Origin of the sequence: Vibrio sp. A2-1 (assembly GCF_021728355.1) — a bacterium.
GTDB lineage: Bacteria > Pseudomonadota > Gammaproteobacteria > Enterobacterales > Vibrionaceae > Vibrio > Vibrio splendidus_K.
On the sequence record NZ_JAKKCO010000001.1, the window covers coordinates 325,979 to 347,527 of the forward strand.

Consider the following 21,549-nt stretch of genomic DNA (forward strand, 5'->3'; position numbering starts at 1 on the left):
TGAACATGTGAAACTAACAAATAAATAACTGAATTAATCTAAGGAACGATCATGAAAAAGACACTAATTGCTATAGCTCTAACACTGACTACAGCAACCGCGTTTGCTGCAATGGACCATTCAGCTGGTGACCAATCAAATATGGATCAATCAGGTATGGATCATTCGATGATGAAGAGCGGAGAAATGGATCATTCAAAAATGGATCACAGTATGATGACGAGTGGAAAGATGGACCATTCAAAGATGATGAATATGGATGGAATGATGGACATGGAAGGTATGTCAGAAGTTGGGATGCCAGCTAAAGGCGCGAAGCCCGATAAAGTGGTTCATGTGCTGCTAAGTGATGATATGAAAATCACATTTAAAAACAAGGTCGATATAGAGCCAAATGACGTAGTGCAGTTTGTTGTGATGAATACCGGCAAGATTGATCACGAATTCTCGATTGGCTCTGCTTCAGAGCAATTGGAGCATCGTGAAATGATGAAAAATATGGGGAATCACGCCCATGATTCGGGTAGCACAGTTACAGTTGAGCCGGGTAAAGCGAAGCAATTACTGTGGCATTTTCATGGTGATAATAACGTAGAGTTCGCGTGCAATATTCCTGGTCACGCTGAAGCGGGTATGGTCAAAGCATTAACGCTATAAGGTGATACACAAGCCATATCTAGTTCAAAGGGATGAGTGCTAGGTATGGCTACCTTGTTTTAGTGCTATTTAGGTATTAGCTTTAAAAGACTATAGGAATAGGAGTTTAAGGATGAATAAGACAGTTCTAGTACTTGCAGTAACGGGTGCTTTGATAACGTGGTCGACCCACAGCATTGCTGCTAAACCTGAGTGGGCTGGTAAAGGTAAACCCGATTTAGAAGAAGTAAAAACATTCGCTGAGGCAAAAAAAGTTGAAGGCGAAATGGATGATCGTGAGAAGCTGCTTGATTCGATGATCGAAGAGAAAAAGAAGAAAGTGAAAAAAAGTAAGAACAAAAAAGATAAGCAGAAGTTAGATAAAGAGCTTGATGATTTAGAAGACGAGAAAGAAGCCCTCGAAGAGAGTAAAGAGAAGCTCAAAGATAAGAAAGAGAAGCTTAAAGATGATATGGATAAGGACGAAGAAAAGTCGGGATTAGAAAAGCAGAAAGACAAAAAAGCGGAACAAGAGCGTAAAGAAGAGGGGAAAGGTTCAGAAAAAGGCCAACAGCAGCGTGAGGAAAACAGCAAAAAATGGTGGAACTTCTGGGAGTAATGCGAGGGTCTTACATCACCAATTCATTTCAACCTATCAGTACAGCTTTGTGTAACGGGTAAGTCATTGGTTAAACGCTGTGACCAGTTAAAGATAAGTCTCAACCTGTCCAGGAATACATGAACTAACTTGTATTGGCTGAGGCTTATCTGTAGCTAGAATCACTGTAGCAAGATAGAAGTTTCAAGCAGATGATGAGCTTCGCCACTGAGGTGTGGTAGCTCTGACATGATCTTCTTAAGCTTGTCGTCGATCGATTCCACTTCATTCAAAGAACGAAACGCAAGCACGGCCTGTTCTGGTTCGCTGCTCACATAACCTTTCAACGTATTAAGCTGAATCTTGTTCGCATTTTCAACTTTTGACAGTGCGACATTGATTGCTTCGATGTTTATTGTTAACTCATTGCTTTTAAACATTTTTAATTATTTTTGATTGTTGCTAATGCGCGCACATTAACACAACTGTTTTTTCGGATATTGACCAAGATTATTAAACCCACACTTTTATGAAATCTGAGTTTAATTGAGAAGCACTAGCACAATATCGTTTTGTCTATCCATGCAATTGATTCATGAGCTTGTTCCTTAGTGTTAAACATGACAAGAAATCATAATATTTATTTTTACGAGTCTATTTTTTGCGAATGTTAACTCTCTATTATTGAATCTATTTCGCTAGTTTCCTTGGAGATATGAAACATCTTTAAGGAATAATGATGCAAAAAGGAACGTTATCTCTCGCGGTTGTCATGATTTTATCTTCTGGAGTAACTTATGCAGAAGAGCAGATTAGGAATAGTCACTTTAAAGGCAATATGGATGGTTGGTGGAATGCTGGCGCCAACATAGCAACAGAAAGTAATGAAGCGTGTATTGATATAAAAAACCCAGGGAAAAATTCTTGGGATATTATTTTAGGCCATAGCGGTATTGGCTTAGAGCAAGGTCAGAAATATCAGGTATCGTTCGATGCATATGCAAATATTGATACTGAGATGAAAGCCTTGATCCAACATGAAGGGCCTCCTTATACGCATTATTTTCTAAGTGACGTGGGTGTATCAACAGACAAGCAAATCTATACGTTTGATTTTGTACAAGCACTTGATAGTGACGCCGATACAGAATTCCAGTTTCAATTAGGCGCACAGAAAACGGGGGTCATCTGTATTGATAACGTTTCTGTTGTAGGTAAGCCATTTGTAAAAGTAGCGACTAAGATGCCAATTCGAGCTAACCAAGTTGGCTTCTTACCTCAATCCGATAAATTTGTCTTCGTTGAAAATACGTCGACGACACCTTTGAAATGGACATTAGTATCTCATTCCGGGATCAGCCTTGATCTCGGTAAAACAGAAGTATTCGGTTTGAATAAAGCGTCGGGTGAGCACATTCACCGAGTTAACCTTTCAAAATATACAGACACGATGAAAGGTTTAACGGTCAAGGTCGACGACGATGTCAGCTATCCATTCGATATTCGAAACGATGTTTATAGTAAGTTGAAGCTCGATGCGTTGTCTTACTTCTATCAAAATCGTAGCGGCATTGAAATAAAGCCAGAGTTCGTTCAACGTGAGGATCTTGCGAGGCCCGGTGGCCACATGTCCGATACTGCAACATGCTTTGATAAAGTCGATAGTTGGGGAAATAAATGGCCTGGCTGCGACCTGACGATTGATGCGACTGGTGGTTGGTATGATGCAGGCGATCATGGTAAATATACGGTGAACAGTGGCATCTCAACATGGACACTTCTGAACTTATACGAGCGAAGCCAGTTCCTAGAAAACAAATCGCTTCCTTTTTCAGAGAGCAAAGTAAAAATCCCTGAAGCAACCAATGGCGTTAACCCGCTGTTGTCTGAAGCTCGCTGGAACATAGAGTTCATGTTAGCGATGCAAGTTGATTCTGACACGCCTATCGCCGTTCCTGTTGGTAATCAGTCTGCGAGTAAAAACCTCAAACTTACCGAAATTAACGCGAGAGGGCTGGCATTCCACAAGATCGCAGATGAGTCTTGGACTGGCATGCCATTACCACCGCACAAAGATACTCAGAAACGCTATGTTGGTTACCCTACGACAGCGGCCTCATTGAATTTGGCCGCCATTGGTGCTCAGTGCGCACGTATTTGGAAAGATATCGACAGCGACTTCTCACAGTTATGTTTGGATTCAGCGACCAAAGCATGGAACGCCGCAAATCAACATCAAGATATCTATGCTTACGACAACTTCACCGGTTCTGGGCCGTATGATGATATCGAATTGAGTGATGAGCGATACTGGGCTGCGGCCGAGCTCTTTATCACAACCAATGATGAGGTTTACAAAAAAGTATTGATTGATTCCCCGCACTATCTTGAAGTGCCGAAGGGGAACATCAATGCAGATGGTGACATGTATTGGCAGTATATAGCGCCTGCGGGCACCGTGAGTTTAGCCGTGGTACCTAATTCATTAGACAACCAAGTTATTGAACAAGCACGTAAGAACATCATTAAAACGGCAGAATCTTATACCAAGCAAGTTGCCAATGAAGGTTATAACATTCCTTATACCGTCGAAGAGTACTCGTGGGGCTCAAACTCCAACCTTGTAAACCGAAGTATCTTTTTGATTTACGCTCACGATTTTTCTAATGATGTTCGATACATCAAAGCGGCGGCTAGTGCGATGGATTATATCCTCGGAGGTAACCCGATGAATATCTCTTATGTTACTGGTTATGGAACGAAACCTGCTGAGAACCCTCATCATCGATTCTGGGCTTACGCTGCTGATGAAAGTTCACCAAAACCAGCACCGGGTGCGTTAATTGGAGGCCCAAATTCGGTAAGTTTTAGTGATCCTATTGCCGCTGTGATGAAAGGCAAGTGTGTTGGACAAACGTGTTACCGCGATAATATTGGAGCTTGGACGTTGAACGAGATAACCATCAACTGGAATGCGCCGCTAGTATGGGTTACTTCTGCTTTAGATGAAGGGCAGCTTGATTGAGGTAACCAATTAAATTAAGAATATTCAAAGAGTAATATCATTTGATATTGCTCTTTTTTAATACAAAAAATCACACAATGAAGTGCGCAGTTTTAATTATTTTAGGCTTTGAAGCTAAGAGGAGATGGTGAATCTAAAGGGATATTGTAATTAAAGAGAATTTGAAACTAGACAGAAGTTGGAGCGTGCAGCGGGAATCGAACCCGCATCATCAGCTTGGAAGGCTGAGGTAATAGCCATTATACGATGCACGCACACTGTCTTAAGAGTAAGACTGAGGCATCAAGAAGACTGGAGCGTACAGCGGGAATCGAACCCGCATCATCAGCTTGGAAGGCTGAGGTAATAGCCATTATACGATGTACGCACATCGTCTTAACGAGTTTGATAATGCCACATCTAACTGAAAACGAAACCTTTTTCTTTCATTTTTATTCTAAGTGCTCGCATAACCACCACTCCGCTAGTTTTTCAATCATATCTGGCGTTATGAGAGTGAATAAAATGTGACTAAAATCTCGTTAAAAAGGAGGACGAGAAATAATAGTAAATGTCATGCCGCTTTTTTCGATAAATCCAACTTAATTTATAAACCTGTTTTAGTGGTTCTCAGTTGTCATAAATCTAATAAAAATTAAGGTATTTGGAGTGTTAACATAAACTGATTTTTATTCGTGTTTCGGCGTTCGTTAATAACAATCTGAATGCATAAATTTAACTTATTAGCCAGTCAAAACATTCAGTAAACTAATCCCAAATGAGTAGAGTTATAGAGACTTCTAAGCCTTTGCAGAAAAAAGTAACGAGTTCAGTTGATAATTCACGCAAAAGCCTCGTCATTCCGTCTGTCGTTTGGTACATTTGCCGCACATTTTGTCTCCGCTAAAATACCCATGCCTTCTCAGTTCCGAATTAACAAAATTGTTGAAATTGGTGACACTCTTCACCGCAGTGGTTGCGCTCCGTATAAGCTTGAAAAATATACACAATATTATGCTAAAAAGCATGGTGTGGATGTGATGATCCAAGCAACGCCAACCGCGATTAATTATCAGTTTCCAGACGATAACAACGCTGTGATTCTTAAGCGTCTAAAGCCTGCTTCAATTAACCTGAGTTTGTTGGCCAATACGATCATTCGTATTAACCAACCGAGCAGTGAGCCCGTACCAGAGCCTGTCGGTTACTCTAAATTTGTGACTGCACTAGCCAATATGGGGATTCCGCCTGCGTATTTGATGCTGGTGGGCAGTACGTTGGAAGCGGTGGGCTTTTCTGCGTTATTGGGTTTGATGGTGTGGGTATGTCAGCAAGTTCTTCATTCACGTCGCGCTATAGCGGTTGAGTTCATCTCTGCATTGTTAACGGGTATCTTCGTGGCGTTTTTGGCGAGTACAGGCTTGCCGATTCCGGTGTGGGCATTGTGTATCGCCTCGATCGTCTTGTTTGTCCCCGGATTATCCATAGCCAACGCATTAGAGTGTTTGGCGTTTAACGATCTCGTCTCTGGTACCAGCTTGCTAGGGCAGAGTGCGTTAACGCTGATCAAGCTGTTTGTTGGGATTATTATGGGTCTCAATATTGGTGAAGCAATATGGGGACAAGCGGTCTCTATCGACTATACCAATGCGGTACCGATGTGGATGCACATATCAGGCTTGGTGTTGATCTCAGTATCTATCGGTGTGATGTTCAATGCGCGCCCTAAAGACATCTTGCTTGGCTTGCCAGTCGCGGTTCTTGGCATGTGGGGGCCGTTCTACCTCGGTTTTGATAGTGGTTGGGTTGTGGGCACTTGGGTAACCACGGTTCTTATTACTTTGTACGGAACTTGGATTGCCAAGAAGATGGAGCTCACGGGCTCTATTTATATCGTGCAAGGTATTATCATTTTGGTTCCGGGTAGCCGAGTATTAGTGAGTGCCAGCCAGTCGGTGTTTGAACAATCTATTTTGCCTATTCCAAGTATTGGTTTGTCGGCGTTATTCATGTTCTCTGCAATCGTGGCAGGGCAAATCACCGCTTACTCAATTTACTCGCCAAAAGTAGAACGTTAATCCGTTTCGCTTCCCAAACCTTTAAACAAACACAGCTTAACTTCTGTGTTTGTTCGTTTTAGGTGCTGTTCTTTTTTACGTTAAATTATGCTACCGAAAATTGGTTCGATTTGTGCTCGCTAAGCCTAACAAGAGTCATTAAAATGGGGACAAATTCTATTTAAATGAAGTATTAACGTATGTCTTTACCTCCTTGTCCGCAATGCCAATCTGAATATGTCTACCCAGACCAAAACAACCTAATTTGTCCTGAGTGTGCCTATGAATGGAACCCAGAAGAAGAGCGTTTAGAAAGAGAAGCCGCGCGTGTTAAGGACGTGAATGGCGTTGTATTGGAAAGTGGCGATAAAGTTACCTTCATTAAAGATCTAAAAATTAAAGGCAGTTCTTCTGTATTGAAAATCGGCACTAAAGCGGTAATCAGACGAATCAATGAAGGCAAAGATCACCAACTAGACTGTAAGCTTGATGGTGGCGGTGAAATGCTGGTGACATCTAAATACGTGAAAAAACAGTAACCATTATTTCGAACAATTGTCGTAAATCTTCAATATTATTAGGCCGTTTCTGAGCATACTGACTCGCAAAATAGAGTCAAATTCAAACGTTAGAGAATCAACATGATCAGAGAATACAGCGCAGCCGACACCGAAACGGTTCTAGATATTTGGCTCGCGGCTTCTATTAAGGCACATAACTTTATAGCGCCTGAATTTTGGGAGTCACAAGTGGGCAATATGCGCGATATCTACCTTCCTGCCTCACAAACCTACGTGTTCCAAGTTGATGGGGAAGTTCGTGGCTTTTATTCGCTTTATGAAGGGATCTTAGCGGCGATCTTTGTCAGTACAGAATATCAAGGCAGTGGTATTGGTAAGCAGCTTATTCATCACGCGAAGCTTGAATGCCCGAACTTGTCATTGAATGTGTATAAAGAGAACCAAGCGACGATTCAATTCTACTTGTCCCAAGGATTTTCTATTGTGAGGGAACAAGTTGATGAACATACAGGGTATCAAGAATACACCATGCACTTAGCTTAGACTTGATAGCTAAACCCGAAAGAGCAGTAACTAGGAATCGAAACTATATGGACATGGTCAAAGCTGATATTTCGCACTCAAGAGCCTTTCATAGCTATGTGAATGCTTGCTCTGAGGATGGGTTAGATATTTATACAGGTATTTCTGACAGTAGTGATGCGTATTTAAAAAGGCGAGTCGCTTATTCAAAAGGTGAGAATCTGCCAGAAGGTTGGACACCTGCTTCTACGTATTTTTGTATCGACTCTGGTCAAATCCTTGGTGTGATAAGAGTTCGTCATGGTACCAGTGAATACATTCATAACGTTATCGGCCACATAGGCTACGAGACTTTGCCACAAGCGAGAGGGCAAGGTATCGCAGGTCATATGTTGTCTTGGGTTCAACACCACGTACTGACCGAAAACGCTATTATTACCTGTGAGTACCGCAATATTGCTTCGCAAAAAGTGATTGAGAAGTGTGGCGGGCAGTTCTTAAATACCTTTTACTCAGAGCAAGATAAACACGAAGTTTTACGTTATCAACTAGACCCAAAATAAACACTTAAGCATGGCACTTCTTCATTCTCACTTACTTGTCGTGAGCGAGCTTTTTGGAAATGAAGCCGCTGTTGTTTCTTATTCATTGGTTATAGTTCATTGATTATTGTTGGAGATATTTTGAAGTATTCGACAAGACCCACTCAGTCATCAGATTATGAATTTCTGTTCGAGCTAAAAAAGGCGGCTGAACTTGAGCCAATCAAAGCTGTTTTTGGCTGGGATGAGCAGATTCAACGAGATTTACACGCCGAAGAGTGGGCAGAAGAACGGCCTGAAATCATCGAATATCAAGGTAAAGCGATTGGTAGTGTGTTGTTGCAAGACAAAGGTGAGCACTTCTATTTTTGCCGATTCTTCTTATTGCCTGAGTATCATGGAAAGGGCATTGGCAGCCAAGTATTGAAAGATTGCTTAACTAAGGCTGACAGCCTCAATAAACCCGTCGAACTTTGTTACCTGCAAGGAAATCGAGTTGGGGAGTTGTACTTGAGGTTTGGCTTTGAAATCACCTCGCAAAACGATCAGTTTGTCTATATGTGCCGCAAATAGTTAGTAATAATAGAGATGAACTCATTCTTTTTAGCCTGTATCTCTATCAGATAGTTGCCTTCATCTGCCAACAGAGGTCGTGTAAATAAGAGAATTGTCAGTTGAATTATAAAATAATGCCAACTATATCAATATTTTATGAATCTGTGTTTTCGGTCCGGTTTTTTAATGATAGGGTCGCCGAATAATTATATTGATAAGAATAAAGGCTTTATATGAATAAGTTTCTGATTGTTGCGTTATCTGCGGCTGCGAGTATCTCAGGGTGCAAAAGTATTCCTAATTCGGCTACGGACACATTGTCAGAACCTCAAGGTAACGGGGCGTTAGCTATTGCGACCAACATCTCTAAGTACGACTCAAGTTACCCATGCGAAACATTTTCGTTTGATATACAAGAAAAAGTTGATGGTAAATTAGTTGACTCTGAACCACAAACCTTACGTGTATTTGTGTATGAAGACACGAAGTACGCACTGTTTGATGGTATCAAACCGGGCAACTATGTATTAACTCAGTTTCGATGCAATATGCGTCGTGGCCTTGTTGCTAACGATGGCAGGTCGTATCTCAGTCTTGACCTAGAAACTGAACATACCATCAAGGCGAACACAATAACGATGTCTTCAAACTTCATTCACGCGACTCAAGATGAAGATCGGTCTTTTGCTTTAAACGTTGGTATTTGGCAATCGCAAGATGTTGTGCATTTCCAGAATCTACTAACGAACGAAGTGAGTAATAAATGGGAAGTGGGTGGCTTTGAAGGCTAAATAAGTTCATCACTATGGCAGCTTTTATTGCTGCCATAGATACTGTGACCCATCGGGTTATTTTAATGCTAGCGCTAAGCCAAAAGATACCAATCCAACTCCACAAACTTGATTGAGTTGTTTCTTTGCTCTCAATAGATGTTTTTGCAATGTATTCGAAGTAAACAGCATAGCGACAATTCCAAACCACAAACCGTGAAGAACAATCATGTAAAGTCCATAGCCGAGAGCGACATGTTGGTTCGTAGCGTCAGGTGAGATCACTTGGCTGAAGATGCTCAAGAAGAACAACATGGTTTTAGGGTTGAGTACGTTACATAAAAAGCCTTGCGCCAAATAGCGCCAAACACTGATGCTTTGTGTCGCTCCTTCCATAGGTGCGAGTTTACTGTCTGCACTCAATATTCCTTTGATTCCAAGGTAAATAAGGTAAGCGGCACCTGCGTATCGAATGATGTCGAAAAGCTGCTCATTCTGTGAGATTAAGTAACTAATACCTAGCATTGAATAACTGATGTGAACGCAAATCGCTAGGCTAACCCCTAATGCTGTCCAAATGCCAGCTTGTCTACCTTGATTAACACTGTTCTTCAAAACTAAAACGAAATCAGCACCAGGGCTTATAACAACCAATAGTCCTAATACCACTAAGCTCAACCACTCCATAAATACTCCAACTCTCTTATTTGATGAGCTGTCATTGTATGGTTTTTAATTGCTGCCTATAATCGAAATGAATTCCATTGACCTGTGAGAAATAATCACACATGAGGCATCTTAAAGCATTTCATGTTTTCCATGTTGCGGCTCATTCTACGAGTTACAGCGACGCGGCAGAAAAACTCAATATTACCCATGGTGCGGTGAGCAAACAGATCAAGGTTCTGGAAAACCACCTGTCTCAAACTCTGTTTTATAAGCAGGGTCGCAATGTATGTTTGACCAAAGAGGGTGAGTTACTCAAAGGTTACACAGAGCAAGCGTTTCAGGCTTTGGATACAGGCGTAAAAAAGCTCAACCAACTGAACAACCATGCACTTGAGGTGTCCTGCGAGCCTACATTAACCATGCGTTGGTTGATGCCACGTTTAGGTGAGTTCTACGCCGAGTCGGGCATCGATGTACGCTTGTCTACTGCGGGTGGACCTGTGAACTTAGGCGCGACTGGTCTTGATATGGCGATTCGTCGTGACGACTTTAACTTAACCGAAAATTACAAACAGACGCCGTTAGTGGAAGAGTGGGTTGGCCCTGTATTCTCGCCTGATTATTGGCAACAGGTTAAAGATAATCTAGCCGATGTAAAACTGCTTCACAGCAGTACGCGGCCAGATGCGTGGAGTCATTGGGCGTCTATCACTGAAGGCACAGTTAATAGCGGAGTATTGTCACAAGCAGCTTCCAGCCAGACATTTGCACACTTCTACTTTTGCTTTCAAGCCGCAGTTGATGGTTTAGGGGCGGCGCTTGGGTCTTATCCTTTAGTTGCCGATGATCTTAAAAGAGGTAACTTGATCGCGCCGTTTGGTTTTGTACCTTCTGGTCACCAGTACATATTGCTCACACAAATCAGCGAGCATGATCAGCCAGAAAACCCGTTTGTGACTTGGCTGAGGAATGAGTTGTCGCGGTGTGTTCCAAGCTTTTGATAGCTTAAAAACTAACAACCGATATCTTTGTTACTTTAGAAGCTAACTCGTTCTTGATGTGGAGTGCTTAGCAAGTGCATGAGGCGGCACACCAAAGGCTTTCTTAAAAGCGCTGGTGAAATTGGAAGGGTGCTGATAACCCGCTTCATAGGCGGCTTCGGTTATTGAAACCAATCCTCGTTCTAAATGCTGACGCGCAATATCTAGGCGTCGGTAGCGGATATAGCCGTTGATTGTTAGGTTGTATGATTGCTTAAAGCGACGCTGAAGGTTGGAAATACTCATCGAGAACTTACTCGCGATGCTTTCAAGACTGAGCGGCTGATCCAAATTGATTTCAATGTAGCTGATGATGTCTTCTATCTTAGTATCAAACCCTTTTGAGGTGGTGATCTCATCAGTGTTTTCACTTAAATCTAAACTCCTCAAAGTGCTATTTGAACTGGTGTTTAATGAGCTGACATTAACATCTTCAGAAATACATTGTTGGCAACATTGAATTGGCATCTGCGATAGCGTTTGAGAAAGCAATTGCTGGGTCAGAGTTTCGACGACTAGCTTGTCTTGAAAGTTGATTGGTGTTGCTTGGCTAGTTAGTGAACTCGTTAGTTGAACGATGTCAGCATTGATTTGTAAGTCGTAAAACGCCTTGTGTGAATCAAGGAATGATTTGCTAGAACAGTGATCACTGATACGCGGCTCGACCCATTGTGGCTTTATCAAGATATTGACCTTGTTAATTTTATTCCCTTGTATCAACGAACGCCTAAAGTTAGCTGGCTTCGCAAGGTTAACTACCACACCTCGCGGCCCATCGCTGGCATCAAGATCGAACTCTAGATCGTCATAACTAAAGGTCAGTTTTCCCTCCAGAAGAATAGTAATCAGGATTGCAGAGTGGGCTGTCGATACAATATTACTGTCGACTAATTCAATACAGCGACCGCCATGCACAAAAATTTGGCCATTATATTGATAAGAAAGGAACTTCCCTTCAGCTAGAGAAGTTTGCTTGGCTTGACCTTGTGTCACGATGATTTGATTTTCAGTCTGCTCTAACTTTTTGGTTAATGCGATTCTTTGAGTCAACGCTGTTTTCTTTCTTAGTTCAGGCTTGCTTGGTAATACAGGTTTTTTGGTCAATACTTCTGTTTTCACGGCAACTGTTTCAGCGAGTTTAGTTCGCTTTGATGTTACTTCACTCATTTGACCGTTCCTCATAACACCTATGCGTTTCTGCATAAGCAAATCACCTGTGCATTTATAGATTACGACCTTATCATATTTGAGAATTATTATCATTTACATCTAGGATCGAATTTATGGAAAGCCCAGTCAACTCAACAATTAAGCTTTCAGCTCTCTGTATTGCAATTGTCAGTGCGTTTAGCAGCACCGTTATTGCACAAGAAAACACATCGCACTTTGATGAGGTCGTGGTGTGGGGAACGAAGGTATCGAGCAACACTGAATCGATCATTGCCGATGACATGTCTCTAAAGCAAGCCGATCACATGTCTGATTTATTACGTGAGATCCCTGGTGTTGATGTTGGGGGGACGCACTCGGTGAACCAACGAATTACTATTCGCGGATTAAGTGAGACGGATTTAGATATTCGACTAGATGGTGCTTCTCAGCACGCTAATATGTTCCACCATATCGGCAACCTGACTCTTAACCCAGACATCTTGAAGTCGGCCGATATCCAAGTGGGTAACAACTCTGTGACGCAAAATGGATTAGGCGGTTCCGTTCTGTTTGAAACCAAAGATGCGAGAGACCTACTTCGTTACGACGAAACTTTTGGCGCTCGTGTTTATGGTGGCTATGCCACGAATGCAAGCCAACAAGGTTCATTAACTGTATATGGCTTATTGTCGGATAAGGTCGATGCCATGCTCTATAGCCATTACATGAGTCGAGATGACTTCGAAGACGGCGACGGCAATGAAACCTTTGGTTCAGAAGGGGATGTGTACAACATTCTCGGTAAGATTGGTTTTGAACCGAATGACCTACACCGCTTTGAACTCTCTTATGACTTATATCGTGATAGCGGTGATTACAGTCCACGTCCAGATATGTCTGGCGGTGCGAATGAAGGTTTGTCTAATGACATTCTCATTCCTACCGATTACGACCGTGACACGATAACGGCTAGCTATGAGCTCCGTGGCGAAAGTCATCAAGGTAACGTTACTCTGTACAATACAGAAACTGAGATTAAGCGAGACGAATCTGTGATGGCTCCTCGTTGGCCTTCTAATCGTTTGTCCAAGAATACGGCTAAAAACCAAAACTTTGGCCTGAATGCTAAGTTCCAATCAGACTATCGCCTTATGTCGTTTGATAATATCGCAACATATGGCTTTGATTATATGGATAAGTCATCTAGCAGTTATTATGGCAGCAGTAAGTTTATGGACGAGTCAGCAATTTCCACCGCACTTTTTGTTGAAGACCAGTTCTACTTTACCCAAGCTTTCTCAATCACAGCAGGACTTCGCTTTGATGATTACCAACGTAAAGCGGAAACAGGTAATGATGATTTTGATGACGTGACTTGGTCTTTGGCGACGCAGTGGGATATTACGAAGGATTGGACATTATTCGCCAGCACACGTTCATTATTTAAAGGCCCCGAGCTAATGGAGACCTTCATTGCCTACCAAGACGTCGCTTACTTAGCCGATGATATAAAAGCTGAGACAGGGCAAAACACACAAGGTGGTCTCCGCTTCGACAAACGCTTGGATAATCATTTCATTGGCGCCAACCTAACCGTGTTCCAAACAAATATCGATGATTACATTACAGAAGAATACCAAGGTGCTAGTCAAAGCTATCTGATTTACAACCTCGGTGATGTCGAGATAACAGGCTTCGAAGCAAGTATGTCTTACGGCTATGAAATGTTTAATAGCAAACTATCTTATGCGCGTTCAGATACTAAGAACAAAGATACAGGTGGTGCTGTCGCGGGTGGAAATAGTCGCAGTATTGATATGGGTGACAGCATCACGCTAACATTGGATTATCAGTCTGAAGTCCTTGAAACGATCTTCGGTTGGAACTCGATGTTTGTTAAAGACGAAGACAATGTATTCGATGGTCAACCAATCAAAGAAGGTTACGATGTTCATAACCTGTACGCGCAGTGGGTGCCTTCAAATGTGGATGGGTTGTCCGTTACCTTTGGTATAGATAACGTTTTTGACGAACAATACACCTCACACGCATCTCGTTCTGGTACCGCTAGAGGTTTCACCCTTGATGACTATGAACCAGGTCGTAACTACAAGCTTTCAGCCGCGTATCAGTTTTAGAAAGGTTTGGGATCGTAGATCCGGTTGGAACGATAAGCTAACGGTTGCATTAAACCAGACTGCTTTCTCATTTAGCACTCTAATTTTAGGTTAAAGACATTGCCGCAAATAAAATCGCCTCTCGGACAAAGTATCGAGAGGCGATTTTTTCGTTTTTCTATTGGCTATTGGCTATTGGTCACTGGGGACAGTAGTTGCAGTACGTTATTCAATCGGCAGAGACAATACACCACCTTTAAGGTTTACCTGACTGAGCCATTCAGTTGGAATCGCGCCATCTTCTTCGTAGAAACAGGCCGCTAATACCGCCCCGATAACGATGGCACGTCCGCAACTGTCACCACCACACAAAATATTGTCGCGAATACCTTGTTTAAAGCTCTGAGCACCCGCAATGATTCGAATAAGCAATGGAAAGGCAGCACTGAGTTCACAGTGTAACCCAAACTTTGTGGCGGCTTCTGTTATTGATAGTTCCGGTTCAGCCAGTGCTTCATCGATTTGGTCGTGGATAAATTTGCTGCAAGTTTGTCGCACCATTTCAACCGACTGCAATGGCGAATTACCTTGGATAGCGGCTTGGACTAATAGGGTGATGGCATGTGCCCATTCTACAGCTTTGTCGTTGTTGTTGGTGACTCGCACCGCACTCTCAACCATGGCAGGCAAAGTATGAGAGGTATAAGTACATGCGACTAACGGGATGATCTTAGAAACAGCAGGTAATTGAGTGTCGTCTGCGCCGCATGCGGTAATTGAGGCGTTAGTTAGTTCTAATTGATGGATATTCAACAAGCTCACACGTGTCGCTTTGTCGATGTAACCATTCCAGCTGCCACCAAAATCAAACCAGAAACGGAAATGCTGGATATAACTCGCTTCATCGTATTTTTGGTTTTCGACTAAGCTGTCGACCATCGCCAGTAACTGAGCACCATATTGCGATTGCTCACCTGCGGTTTTACCTTGGTGCGCAAAGTAGCCTTTGTCTTGATAGTCGAACCGATTCGGTGAGCGAAATTCAGGCTCAAAACCAGCCACGTGTAAGATCCTCTCTTGGTCATACAGCCAGTGCAGCCCCATTGAAGCTGCGTCTCCAACCAATGCGCCAACAACGGCGTAAAAAGCTCTTTCTTTATGATTGTCCATGTTGAGCAATGTCCTTGAGATGAATCAACGTAGTTCGGTACGTTAAGTATAGTGATTAGGCGAGCATTTTGCTGTGTTTCTAAGAAGAAATATGAAGGGGTAAATCCTGATTGGTCAATAACTTAAACCAATCAGGTGAAATTAATAAGGGCAATGAATAGTCGGGCGAGTCGATACTTTTGATTAATGGTATTACTGATGGTTAAGGTAGGCGCTAGAACGCTGCTCAATCACTTTGAAAAGACGTGAAAGCGCAAAGCACAAAACAAAATATACGAAGCCTATAATCAGCCAGATCTCAAAGATCAAACCTGAAGAGTTTGCCATCTCAGTACCAACAAACGTCATCTCTTGGATAGAAATCAGAGACACAATCGACGTGTCTTTAACCAAGGAGATTGCTTGGCCAGCCAATGGCGGTGTGATAGCCGTTAATACCTGTGGACCGACCACAAATCGATACTTAGATAATGCAGACAGACCGAGTGAATCGGCCGCTTCCCATTGGCCTTTAGGAATACCTTCTAAGCCAGCTCTAATCACTTCAGCAATATAAGCAGAAGAGAGCAAGCCAATACAGATAACACCAGACGCCAAGTTTTCCCAAAGGTTAGCTGGGCCGAACAGGAAATCTTGAACAGCGTTAATCTCGCCATTGTGTTCACGCAAGATACTTTCTAAACCAAGCAATGGTATCAGTTGGTTAGAAACAAAGAAGTAAAAGATAAAGACAAACACCAGCGGCGGAATATTACGAACCAACTGAATGAAAATCAGTGCCGGTGTTTTGAAAAAAGCGATCTTTGAGTGTCTTGCCACACCTAACAGTGTGCCAAAAGAGAGTGCTAACACCATACTCCATAAACTTAAGCGCAGCGTTGCGATCAAGCCTTGGAAAAAATAGGGAATACTGCCTTGAGAAGGTGGAATAAAAATTAGTGTAAACGCATCTTCCCAGCGCCACTGGTAATTAATACCAACAGCCGAACGATAATAAAGCCAGCCTGCAAACACACAAATGACGGCGAGTAACACGCCATCCAAAAGAGTAAGGCGTTGATACCAAGGCTTCATATGAAAGTTGGGCTTAGGTGTTGTTAATGCGCTAGTACTACTCACGTCATTCCTGTTTAAACAATAATAATTAGTAGGCTGTTTTGTTGAGTTTTAGATCATCAATAAAGCGTCAAGTTGCCGATGAAAAGGCAGTGCAGACAATGCACTGCCTCGATTCACTAGCAAAAGTTCTGATTACTGACCTTGAGCAATCTGGTCTTGCCAATCTAGAGTAGAGAACCAGTACTCGTAACGCTCTTTTAACCAACCATCTTCAGTACGTGCTTTGATCCATTCGTTGAAGAATTCTGCCTTGTCAGTTTCACCTAGGCGAACTGCAAATGCTTCGTTACCTTTTGATAGACGCTCTTCAAATGGAATAAATAGCGTGTCTGCGTTTTTGATCGTTTCGTGTTCTGGTTTCGGGCTAGACGCAATAACCGCGTGTGCGTTGCCGTTCAACACTTCTTGGAATGCTTGAGCATCGTCATCGAACTGAAGTACTTTTGCTTTCGGGAAGGTTTCACGAGCGACTTGAACAGTGAAAGCGCCACGACGTGCTGCAATTTTCACACGGCGAGAATCAAAATCAGAGATCTGAGTAAAACCTTCCGCTAGCTCTTTATTAGCCGCCAGTTGAACACCAGAGTGCGAGTAAGGTTCAGTGAACAGCACGCTTTTAGCTCGCGCTTCAGTGATAGACATACCGCCGATGATCACATCAAACTTCTTCGATAATAGAGAAGGGATAATACCGTCCCATGCCGTAGGTACAAATTCGACTTTCCAACCTGAATCTTCGGCAAGGCGTTTCGCCACGTCGATTTCGAAGCCAACGAGATCGCCTTGTTTGTTACGCATCGCCCAAGGAACAAATGTCGACATACCAACGCGCAGTGAGCCACGTTCGTTGATTTTATCGAGGTTAGGCGTTTCAGAAGCAAGTGCAGGCAAACTTACGGCAAGCGCAAGTAGGGCTGTAATCGCGGTTTTAAATAGCTTCATGCTGATAAATCCTTATTGTGTTCGCCAGTTAGATCCGAGCTTATGCTCAAGCCAAGCAGCAACGGAAGAAAGTGAAAGTGTAAGAGCAAGATAAATGATCGCCACAGAGAACCAAATCTCGAATGGCATCGCGGTTTCAGAAACGATGTTTCTGGCTTCGGTTGTCAGGTCGAAAATAGCCATGACACTCACAATCGAAGAATTTTTAATTAGAGAGATCACTTCATTGGTCAAAGGTGGCAAGGTGCGTTGCACCACCTGAGGAAGAATCACATCCCAGTAAGTATAGGTCTTTGATAAGCCCAAGGATTGAGCTGCTTCAAATTGTCCTCTCGCAATACCATTTAAACCGGCACGGAATATCTCGGCGGTGTAAGCACCTTGGAAAAGTGCCAAGGCTAAAACGGCAGTGCTAAAGCGATCCAGCCCTAATACGGGGCCAAATACAAAATAGAGCAAATAAATCTGTACCAATAACGGCGTGTTACGAATCAACTCAACATAGCTGGTGGCTAAGGTGCGTCCGACTACAGAGTTTGAGTTTCTCAATAGCGCTGTCGTTAAACCAATGATCAACGTAGCGACCAAAGAAATCAAAGAGATATTGATGGTAACCAGTAGCCCTTCAATCAGCTCTGCTGGCCACCATTCACCATCTTCATAGAAAGCAATATAGTCCGGGACGCGCTCCCATTGCCAGGTGTATCCCATGGTTTGTGCGCCAGAATCGAGGATCCAGACAACCGAAGCCACGAGCACAATAATTTGTACCAAAGCGGATAGGGCGGGTTTAATAATTCGAATCAACATCAATAAGTCAGGATTTGATTTAGGAACGCTTGAGTACGTTCATGTTGCGGGTTTTCAAAAAGCGCTTGAGGCGTATTGGATTCCACAATTTGTCCTTCATCCATGAAGATAACGCGGTCGGCCACTTGTTTCGCAAAGCCCATTTCGTGGGTCACACACACCATGGTGATACCTTCGCTCGCCAGTTCAACCATCACGTCGAGCACTTCGTTGATCATCTCCGGATCAAGCGCTGAAGTTGGTTCATCAAAAAGCAGCAATTCAGGCTTCATGCACAGTGAACGTGCGATAGCCACTCGTTGTTGTTGGCCACCAGAAAGTTGTACAGGGTATTTGTTGGCTTGTTCTGCAATGTGTACGCGTTCGAGATAGTGCATTGCAATCTTCTCGGCTTCTTGTTTGCTTTTTTTAAGCGTACGAATCGGCGACAGAGTTAGGTTCTCAAGCACGGTAAGATGGGGGAACAAATGAAAGTGCTGAAACACCATTCCGACTTGACCTGGTGTGTTGAACTTGCTCGGAAGCACTTGCTCTAGCACAGAAAGCTCGCCACTTTCGAAGGGTTCTAGCTGATTGATACAGCGGATTAAAGTTGATTTCCCCGAACCTGATGGGCCGCAAATCACCACTATTTCTCCCTGATCAATATTTAAATCGATATCCTTTAGGGCATGAAAATCACCATACCACTTGTTAAGTGACTTAAACTTAACCATTTCCTTGAGATTGTTCAAATCGTTGTTCATACCTAGTAAAGAGACAGGTTTACCTTACCAATATAGAAATCTGAATGCACATAAAATTAAGGACTTATGAGAATTTAATAGCATCTTGTAGGGCAAATTAAAAAGCAGCGCCTGATTTGGACGCTGCTTGAGGATATACGCAAAGGCAAAGAATTTGGTTCAGTTTCACGGAATAAATTTTTAGATTATGGTGATTTTCTTTAGAACCTTGTCTTCCTTGCTCTAATTTTGACCGTTATTGAATCGCAGACTCTAGAATCTCGCGTGTTTTCTGAGGCGTGATTGCTTTGTTCTCGCCAAGCTCTAGGTAACCGTGTGATTCAAGTTGCGCTACAACACTATCAATCGCAGTTGCTTTGTTTGTTTCGTAACCGTCGAACATGGTTGGAACGTCTAGGCTGTGGTAGAACGCTTCGATTGCAGCAATAGTGCGCTCTGCTAAATCCGCACCCGCTTCTAGGCCAAACACGTTACGACCCATTTGCTCAAGCTTGCCACGCTTCGCTTCGATTTGATTACGAAGTAGTGAAGGTTGAACAATCGCAAGAGAACGTGCGTGGTCTACGTGCCATAGTGCTGTGAACTCGTGGCCAATCATGTGTGTTGCCCAGTCTTGAGGAACGCCAGTACCAATCAGGCCGTTAAGCGCTTGGTTTGCTGTCCACATTAGGTTTGCACGCCAAGCGTCGTTGTCACGCTCGTCGTATTGCTTACCCAGTACAAGTAGGTTCTTAAGCAGTGTTTCTGCGTAACCGTCTTGAACCATCGCGTCTGTTGGCATTGTGATGTATTGCTCACATACGTGAACCCACGCATCAACTAAGCCGTTGATCAGTTGGCGCTCTGGCAGAGACTTCATTACATCTGGATCCATAACCGCAAACTTAGGCTGTACCGCAGGGTTCATGAATGCCAGTTTCTCTTGAGTTTCTTTACGAGTGATTACCGCACCCATGTTAGATTCAGAACCTGTCGCAGGAAGTGTCAGCACCGCACCAATTGGTGTCGCTTCTGTTACTTGGTGTCTACCCGCTAGGATATCCCAACCGTCGCCGTCGTATTTAGCCGCCGCAGCAACGTACTTAGAACCGTCGATTACTGAACCACCGCCAACAGCGATAATGAACTCTACGTTTTCTTCTTTAACAAGAGCGACGGCTTTGTCTAGCGTCTCTTTGGTTGGGTTTGCTTCAACGCCAGCGAACTCAATCCAAGCGTGATCCTTTAGAGAAGCGACAACTTGGTCGTAAACACCGTTGCTTTTGATTGAACCGCCACCGTAAATGACTAGTACTTTCTTCGAAGTATCAACCGCTTGGCTGATAGCGTTGATTTGGCCTTGGCCGAAGTGGATAACTGTAGGGTTAACATAAGTAAATTGCATTAGAGATTCCTTGTGTAAAGCTAAATTTGTTATTTTGGTTTATTGCTCAATTTCTATATTTGCATATTAGTACAGTCATTCGGGGTAATGAAGGGCTGTTTCTCCAAATAAATTGCCTATTTCTACAAACTTGATATTCTTCCTCTGCTTTAGCTTACATACTCTTAGCACTTGGAATGGAAAGTCGCCACTTATGAAAGAACTCGCGCAGTTATTACAGTCTTACGTTGAACACAAAGGTTGGAATGATCTTGAAGGGATCAGAGAAACAGAAATTGACGGCGTGTGGTTATATAGAAGCAGCGGCGGCAATCAGCGTCAGCCTTTTACTTACCAATCTGGCATCATAATGCTGGGGCAAGGTAAAAAGAATATCTATATTGGCGAACGCCCAGTCACTTACGCAGCTGGTGATTACCTTGTAGTCGGTGTGCCAATGCCGTTGGAGTGTGAGGCTTTGCCTGTTAATGGTGAACCATTGCTTGGTTTATCTATCAACATTGACTCTCAACGTTTGCACAGCTTGGTAAAAAAGTTAGAAGACCAAGGCTTTCTTGAGAGCTACTGCAATAAGCACAAACAGAATTCTAGCGGCTTAGAGTCCACGCCGATGGAAGAGCAAATGCTGGAGAGCTTTACTCGATTGGTCAAAACTCTACATTGTGACATTGAAGCCAATATATTGGGAGATGCCATGGTGACGGAGATTGTCTACCGCGCATTAACAGGTTCAGAAGGGCGTGTGCTGTTTGATTTAGCTCATCATGACGGACACTATGCACGTGTCGCTAAAGCGCTGTCTAAAGTGCATGAAGAGTACGACCAAACCATCACTGTTCAATCGCTTGCCGACGAAGCCAACATGAGTGTGTCTGCGTTCCACAACGCCTTTCGTAACGTAACGTTCGAATCACCGCTGCAATACTTGAAGAAGGTCAGGCTCAACAAAGCCAAAGAATTGATTCAGCTAGAAGGCCTGCGCATCAGCGATGCTGCCCGCCGAGTCGGCTACTCGAGCCCATCTCAATTCAGCCGCGAATTTAAGCGCCACTTCAACACTACTCCAAGAGCTGTTTAGCCTTTACCCAATATTTATGTTCTGAAACGTGCGGTATTTCATGTTGCGCGATATCACGTATATCTTTTGGTTGATCGAGAAGTGTTATTTATTGCAGGCTTACCTGCTTTTATTACT

Annotated in this window: 21 protein-coding genes and 2 tRNA genes; 12 read left to right on the forward strand and 11 right to left on the reverse strand. The window is 43.1% G+C overall.

What is annotated here, in order from left to right; genetic code table 11:
• Positions 1-51: 51 nt before the first annotated feature.
• Both L3V33_RS01340 and L3V33_RS01345 read left to right on the forward strand, forming a co-directional pair.
• Positions 52-657, forward strand: coding sequence for a cupredoxin family protein (locus L3V33_RS01340; protein ID WP_016785334.1), 606 nt, complete (start codon positions 52-54; stop codon positions 655-657).
• Between the two features lie 112 nt (positions 658-769).
• Positions 770-1,255 carry a hypothetical protein gene (locus L3V33_RS01345; protein ID WP_237288795.1) on the forward strand — a complete coding sequence of 162 codons (486 nt, stop codon included), beginning with the start codon at positions 770-772 and terminating at the stop codon, positions 1,253-1,255.
• A 161-nt stretch (positions 1,256-1,416) separates the two neighbouring features.
• On the opposite strand, the gene L3V33_RS01350 is transcribed toward L3V33_RS01345, so the two are convergent.
• Positions 1,417-1,674: a hypothetical protein gene (locus L3V33_RS01350; protein WP_016788617.1), complete on the reverse strand. Its 258-nt coding sequence runs from the start codon at positions 1,672-1,674 to the stop codon at positions 1,417-1,419.
• Between the two features lie 299 nt (positions 1,675-1,973).
• Here L3V33_RS01350 and L3V33_RS01355 point away from each other — a divergent pair, with 299 nt between their 5' ends.
• Entirely contained in the window at positions 1,974-4,259 is a 2,286-nt protein-coding gene (locus L3V33_RS01355; protein WP_237288796.1) for a glycoside hydrolase family 9 protein, read from the forward strand.
• Between the two features lie 179 nt (positions 4,260-4,438).
• On the opposite strand, the gene L3V33_RS01360 is transcribed toward L3V33_RS01355, so the two are convergent.
• Positions 4,439-4,513 (reverse strand) — tRNA-Gly (locus tag L3V33_RS01360).
• 38 nt (positions 4,514-4,551) lie between these two features.
• A tRNA-Gly gene (locus L3V33_RS01365) sits at positions 4,552-4,626 on the reverse strand.
• Between the two features lie 526 nt (positions 4,627-5,152).
• On the opposite strand from L3V33_RS01365, the gene L3V33_RS01370 reads away from it, so the two are divergent.
• The 6 genes from L3V33_RS01370 to L3V33_RS01395 all read left to right on the forward strand — a co-directional run bounded on the left by L3V33_RS01370 (position 5,153) and on the right by L3V33_RS01395 (position 9,226).
• Positions 5,153-6,316 (forward strand): threonine/serine exporter family protein, encoded by a 1,164-nt coding sequence (locus tag L3V33_RS01370; RefSeq protein ID WP_017058966.1) that lies wholly within the window; start codon positions 5,153-5,155, stop codon positions 6,314-6,316.
• Between the two features lie 179 nt (positions 6,317-6,495).
• A complete protein-coding gene (locus L3V33_RS01375; protein ID WP_054545608.1) occupies positions 6,496-6,834 on the forward strand; it encodes a zinc ribbon domain-containing protein YjdM in 339 nt (112 codons plus the stop codon).
• Between the two features lie 102 nt (positions 6,835-6,936).
• On the forward strand, positions 6,937-7,359 hold the full coding sequence (locus L3V33_RS01380; protein WP_054545607.1) for an N-acetyltransferase: 423 nt from the start codon (positions 6,937-6,939) through the stop codon (positions 7,357-7,359).
• A 47-nt stretch (positions 7,360-7,406) separates the two neighbouring features.
• Positions 7,407-7,901 (forward strand): GNAT family N-acetyltransferase, encoded by a 495-nt coding sequence (locus L3V33_RS01385; RefSeq protein WP_237288797.1) that lies wholly within the window; start codon positions 7,407-7,409, stop codon positions 7,899-7,901.
• Between the two features lie 120 nt (positions 7,902-8,021).
• A complete protein-coding gene (locus L3V33_RS01390) occupies positions 8,022-8,453 on the forward strand; it encodes a GNAT family N-acetyltransferase (protein WP_146457712.1) in 432 nt (143 codons plus the stop codon).
• Positions 8,454-8,668: 215 nt separating this feature from the next.
• Positions 8,669-9,226 carry a hypothetical protein gene (locus L3V33_RS01395; protein ID WP_146457714.1) on the forward strand — a complete coding sequence of 186 codons (558 nt, stop codon included), beginning with the start codon at positions 8,669-8,671 and terminating at the stop codon, positions 9,224-9,226.
• 57 nt (positions 9,227-9,283) lie between these two features.
• Here L3V33_RS01395 and L3V33_RS01400 read toward each other — a convergent pair whose 3' ends face one another.
• On the reverse strand, positions 9,284-9,892 hold the full coding sequence (locus L3V33_RS01400; protein ID WP_237288798.1) for a LysE family translocator: 609 nt from the start codon (positions 9,890-9,892) through the stop codon (positions 9,284-9,286).
• A gap of 101 nt (positions 9,893-9,993) precedes the next feature.
• On the opposite strand from L3V33_RS01400, the gene L3V33_RS01405 reads away from it, so the two are divergent.
• The gene (locus L3V33_RS01405) at positions 9,994-10,875 is read left to right on the forward strand and encodes a LysR family transcriptional regulator (protein ID WP_237288799.1); all 882 of its coding nucleotides are present in this window, start codon (positions 9,994-9,996) and stop codon (positions 10,873-10,875) included.
• Positions 10,876-10,917: 42 nt separating this feature from the next.
• Here L3V33_RS01405 and L3V33_RS01410 read toward each other — a convergent pair whose 3' ends face one another.
• Positions 10,918-12,177 carry an AraC family transcriptional regulator gene (locus tag L3V33_RS01410; protein WP_237288800.1) on the reverse strand — a complete coding sequence of 420 codons (1,260 nt, stop codon included), beginning with the start codon at positions 12,175-12,177 and terminating at the stop codon, positions 10,918-10,920.
• A gap of 20 nt (positions 12,178-12,197) precedes the next feature.
• Between L3V33_RS01410 and L3V33_RS01415 the strand changes: the two genes are divergently transcribed.
• On the forward strand, positions 12,198-14,204 hold the full coding sequence (locus L3V33_RS01415; protein WP_237288801.1) for a TonB-dependent siderophore receptor: 2,007 nt from the start codon (positions 12,198-12,200) through the stop codon (positions 14,202-14,204).
• Between the two features lie 204 nt (positions 14,205-14,408).
• On the opposite strand, the gene L3V33_RS01420 is transcribed toward L3V33_RS01415, so the two are convergent.
• The 6 genes from L3V33_RS01420 to L3V33_RS01445 all read right to left on the reverse strand — a co-directional run bounded on the left by L3V33_RS01420 (position 14,409) and on the right by L3V33_RS01445 (position 20,354).
• Positions 14,409-15,353, reverse strand: a complete 945-nt coding sequence (locus tag L3V33_RS01420) for an ADP-ribosylglycohydrolase family protein (RefSeq protein ID WP_237288802.1) — start codon at positions 15,351-15,353, stop codon at positions 14,409-14,411.
• 192 nt (positions 15,354-15,545) lie between these two features.
• Positions 15,546-16,472: an amino acid ABC transporter permease gene (locus L3V33_RS01425; RefSeq protein ID WP_237288803.1), complete on the reverse strand. Its 927-nt coding sequence runs from the start codon at positions 16,470-16,472 to the stop codon at positions 15,546-15,548.
• A 132-nt stretch (positions 16,473-16,604) separates the two neighbouring features.
• A complete protein-coding gene (locus L3V33_RS01430) occupies positions 16,605-17,414 on the reverse strand; it encodes a transporter substrate-binding domain-containing protein (protein ID WP_012600468.1) in 810 nt (269 codons plus the stop codon).
• Positions 17,415-17,426: 12 nt separating this feature from the next.
• On the reverse strand, positions 17,427-18,224 hold the full coding sequence (locus tag L3V33_RS01435; protein ID WP_237288804.1) for an amino acid ABC transporter permease: 798 nt from the start codon (positions 18,222-18,224) through the stop codon (positions 17,427-17,429).
• Positions 18,224-18,970, reverse strand: a complete 747-nt coding sequence (locus L3V33_RS01440; protein ID WP_276573996.1) for an amino acid ABC transporter ATP-binding protein — start codon at positions 18,968-18,970, stop codon at positions 18,224-18,226. The genes L3V33_RS01435 and L3V33_RS01440 overlap by 1 nt, the downstream gene beginning before the upstream one ends.
• A gap of 235 nt (positions 18,971-19,205) precedes the next feature.
• Positions 19,206-20,354: an iron-containing alcohol dehydrogenase gene (locus L3V33_RS01445; protein WP_237288805.1), complete on the reverse strand. Its 1,149-nt coding sequence runs from the start codon at positions 20,352-20,354 to the stop codon at positions 19,206-19,208.
• Between the two features lie 193 nt (positions 20,355-20,547).
• Between L3V33_RS01445 and L3V33_RS01450 the strand changes: the two genes are divergently transcribed.
• Positions 20,548-21,432 carry an AraC family transcriptional regulator gene (locus L3V33_RS01450; RefSeq protein ID WP_237288806.1) on the forward strand — a complete coding sequence of 295 codons (885 nt, stop codon included), beginning with the start codon at positions 20,548-20,550 and terminating at the stop codon, positions 21,430-21,432.
• Positions 21,433-21,549: the final 117 nt, after the last annotated feature.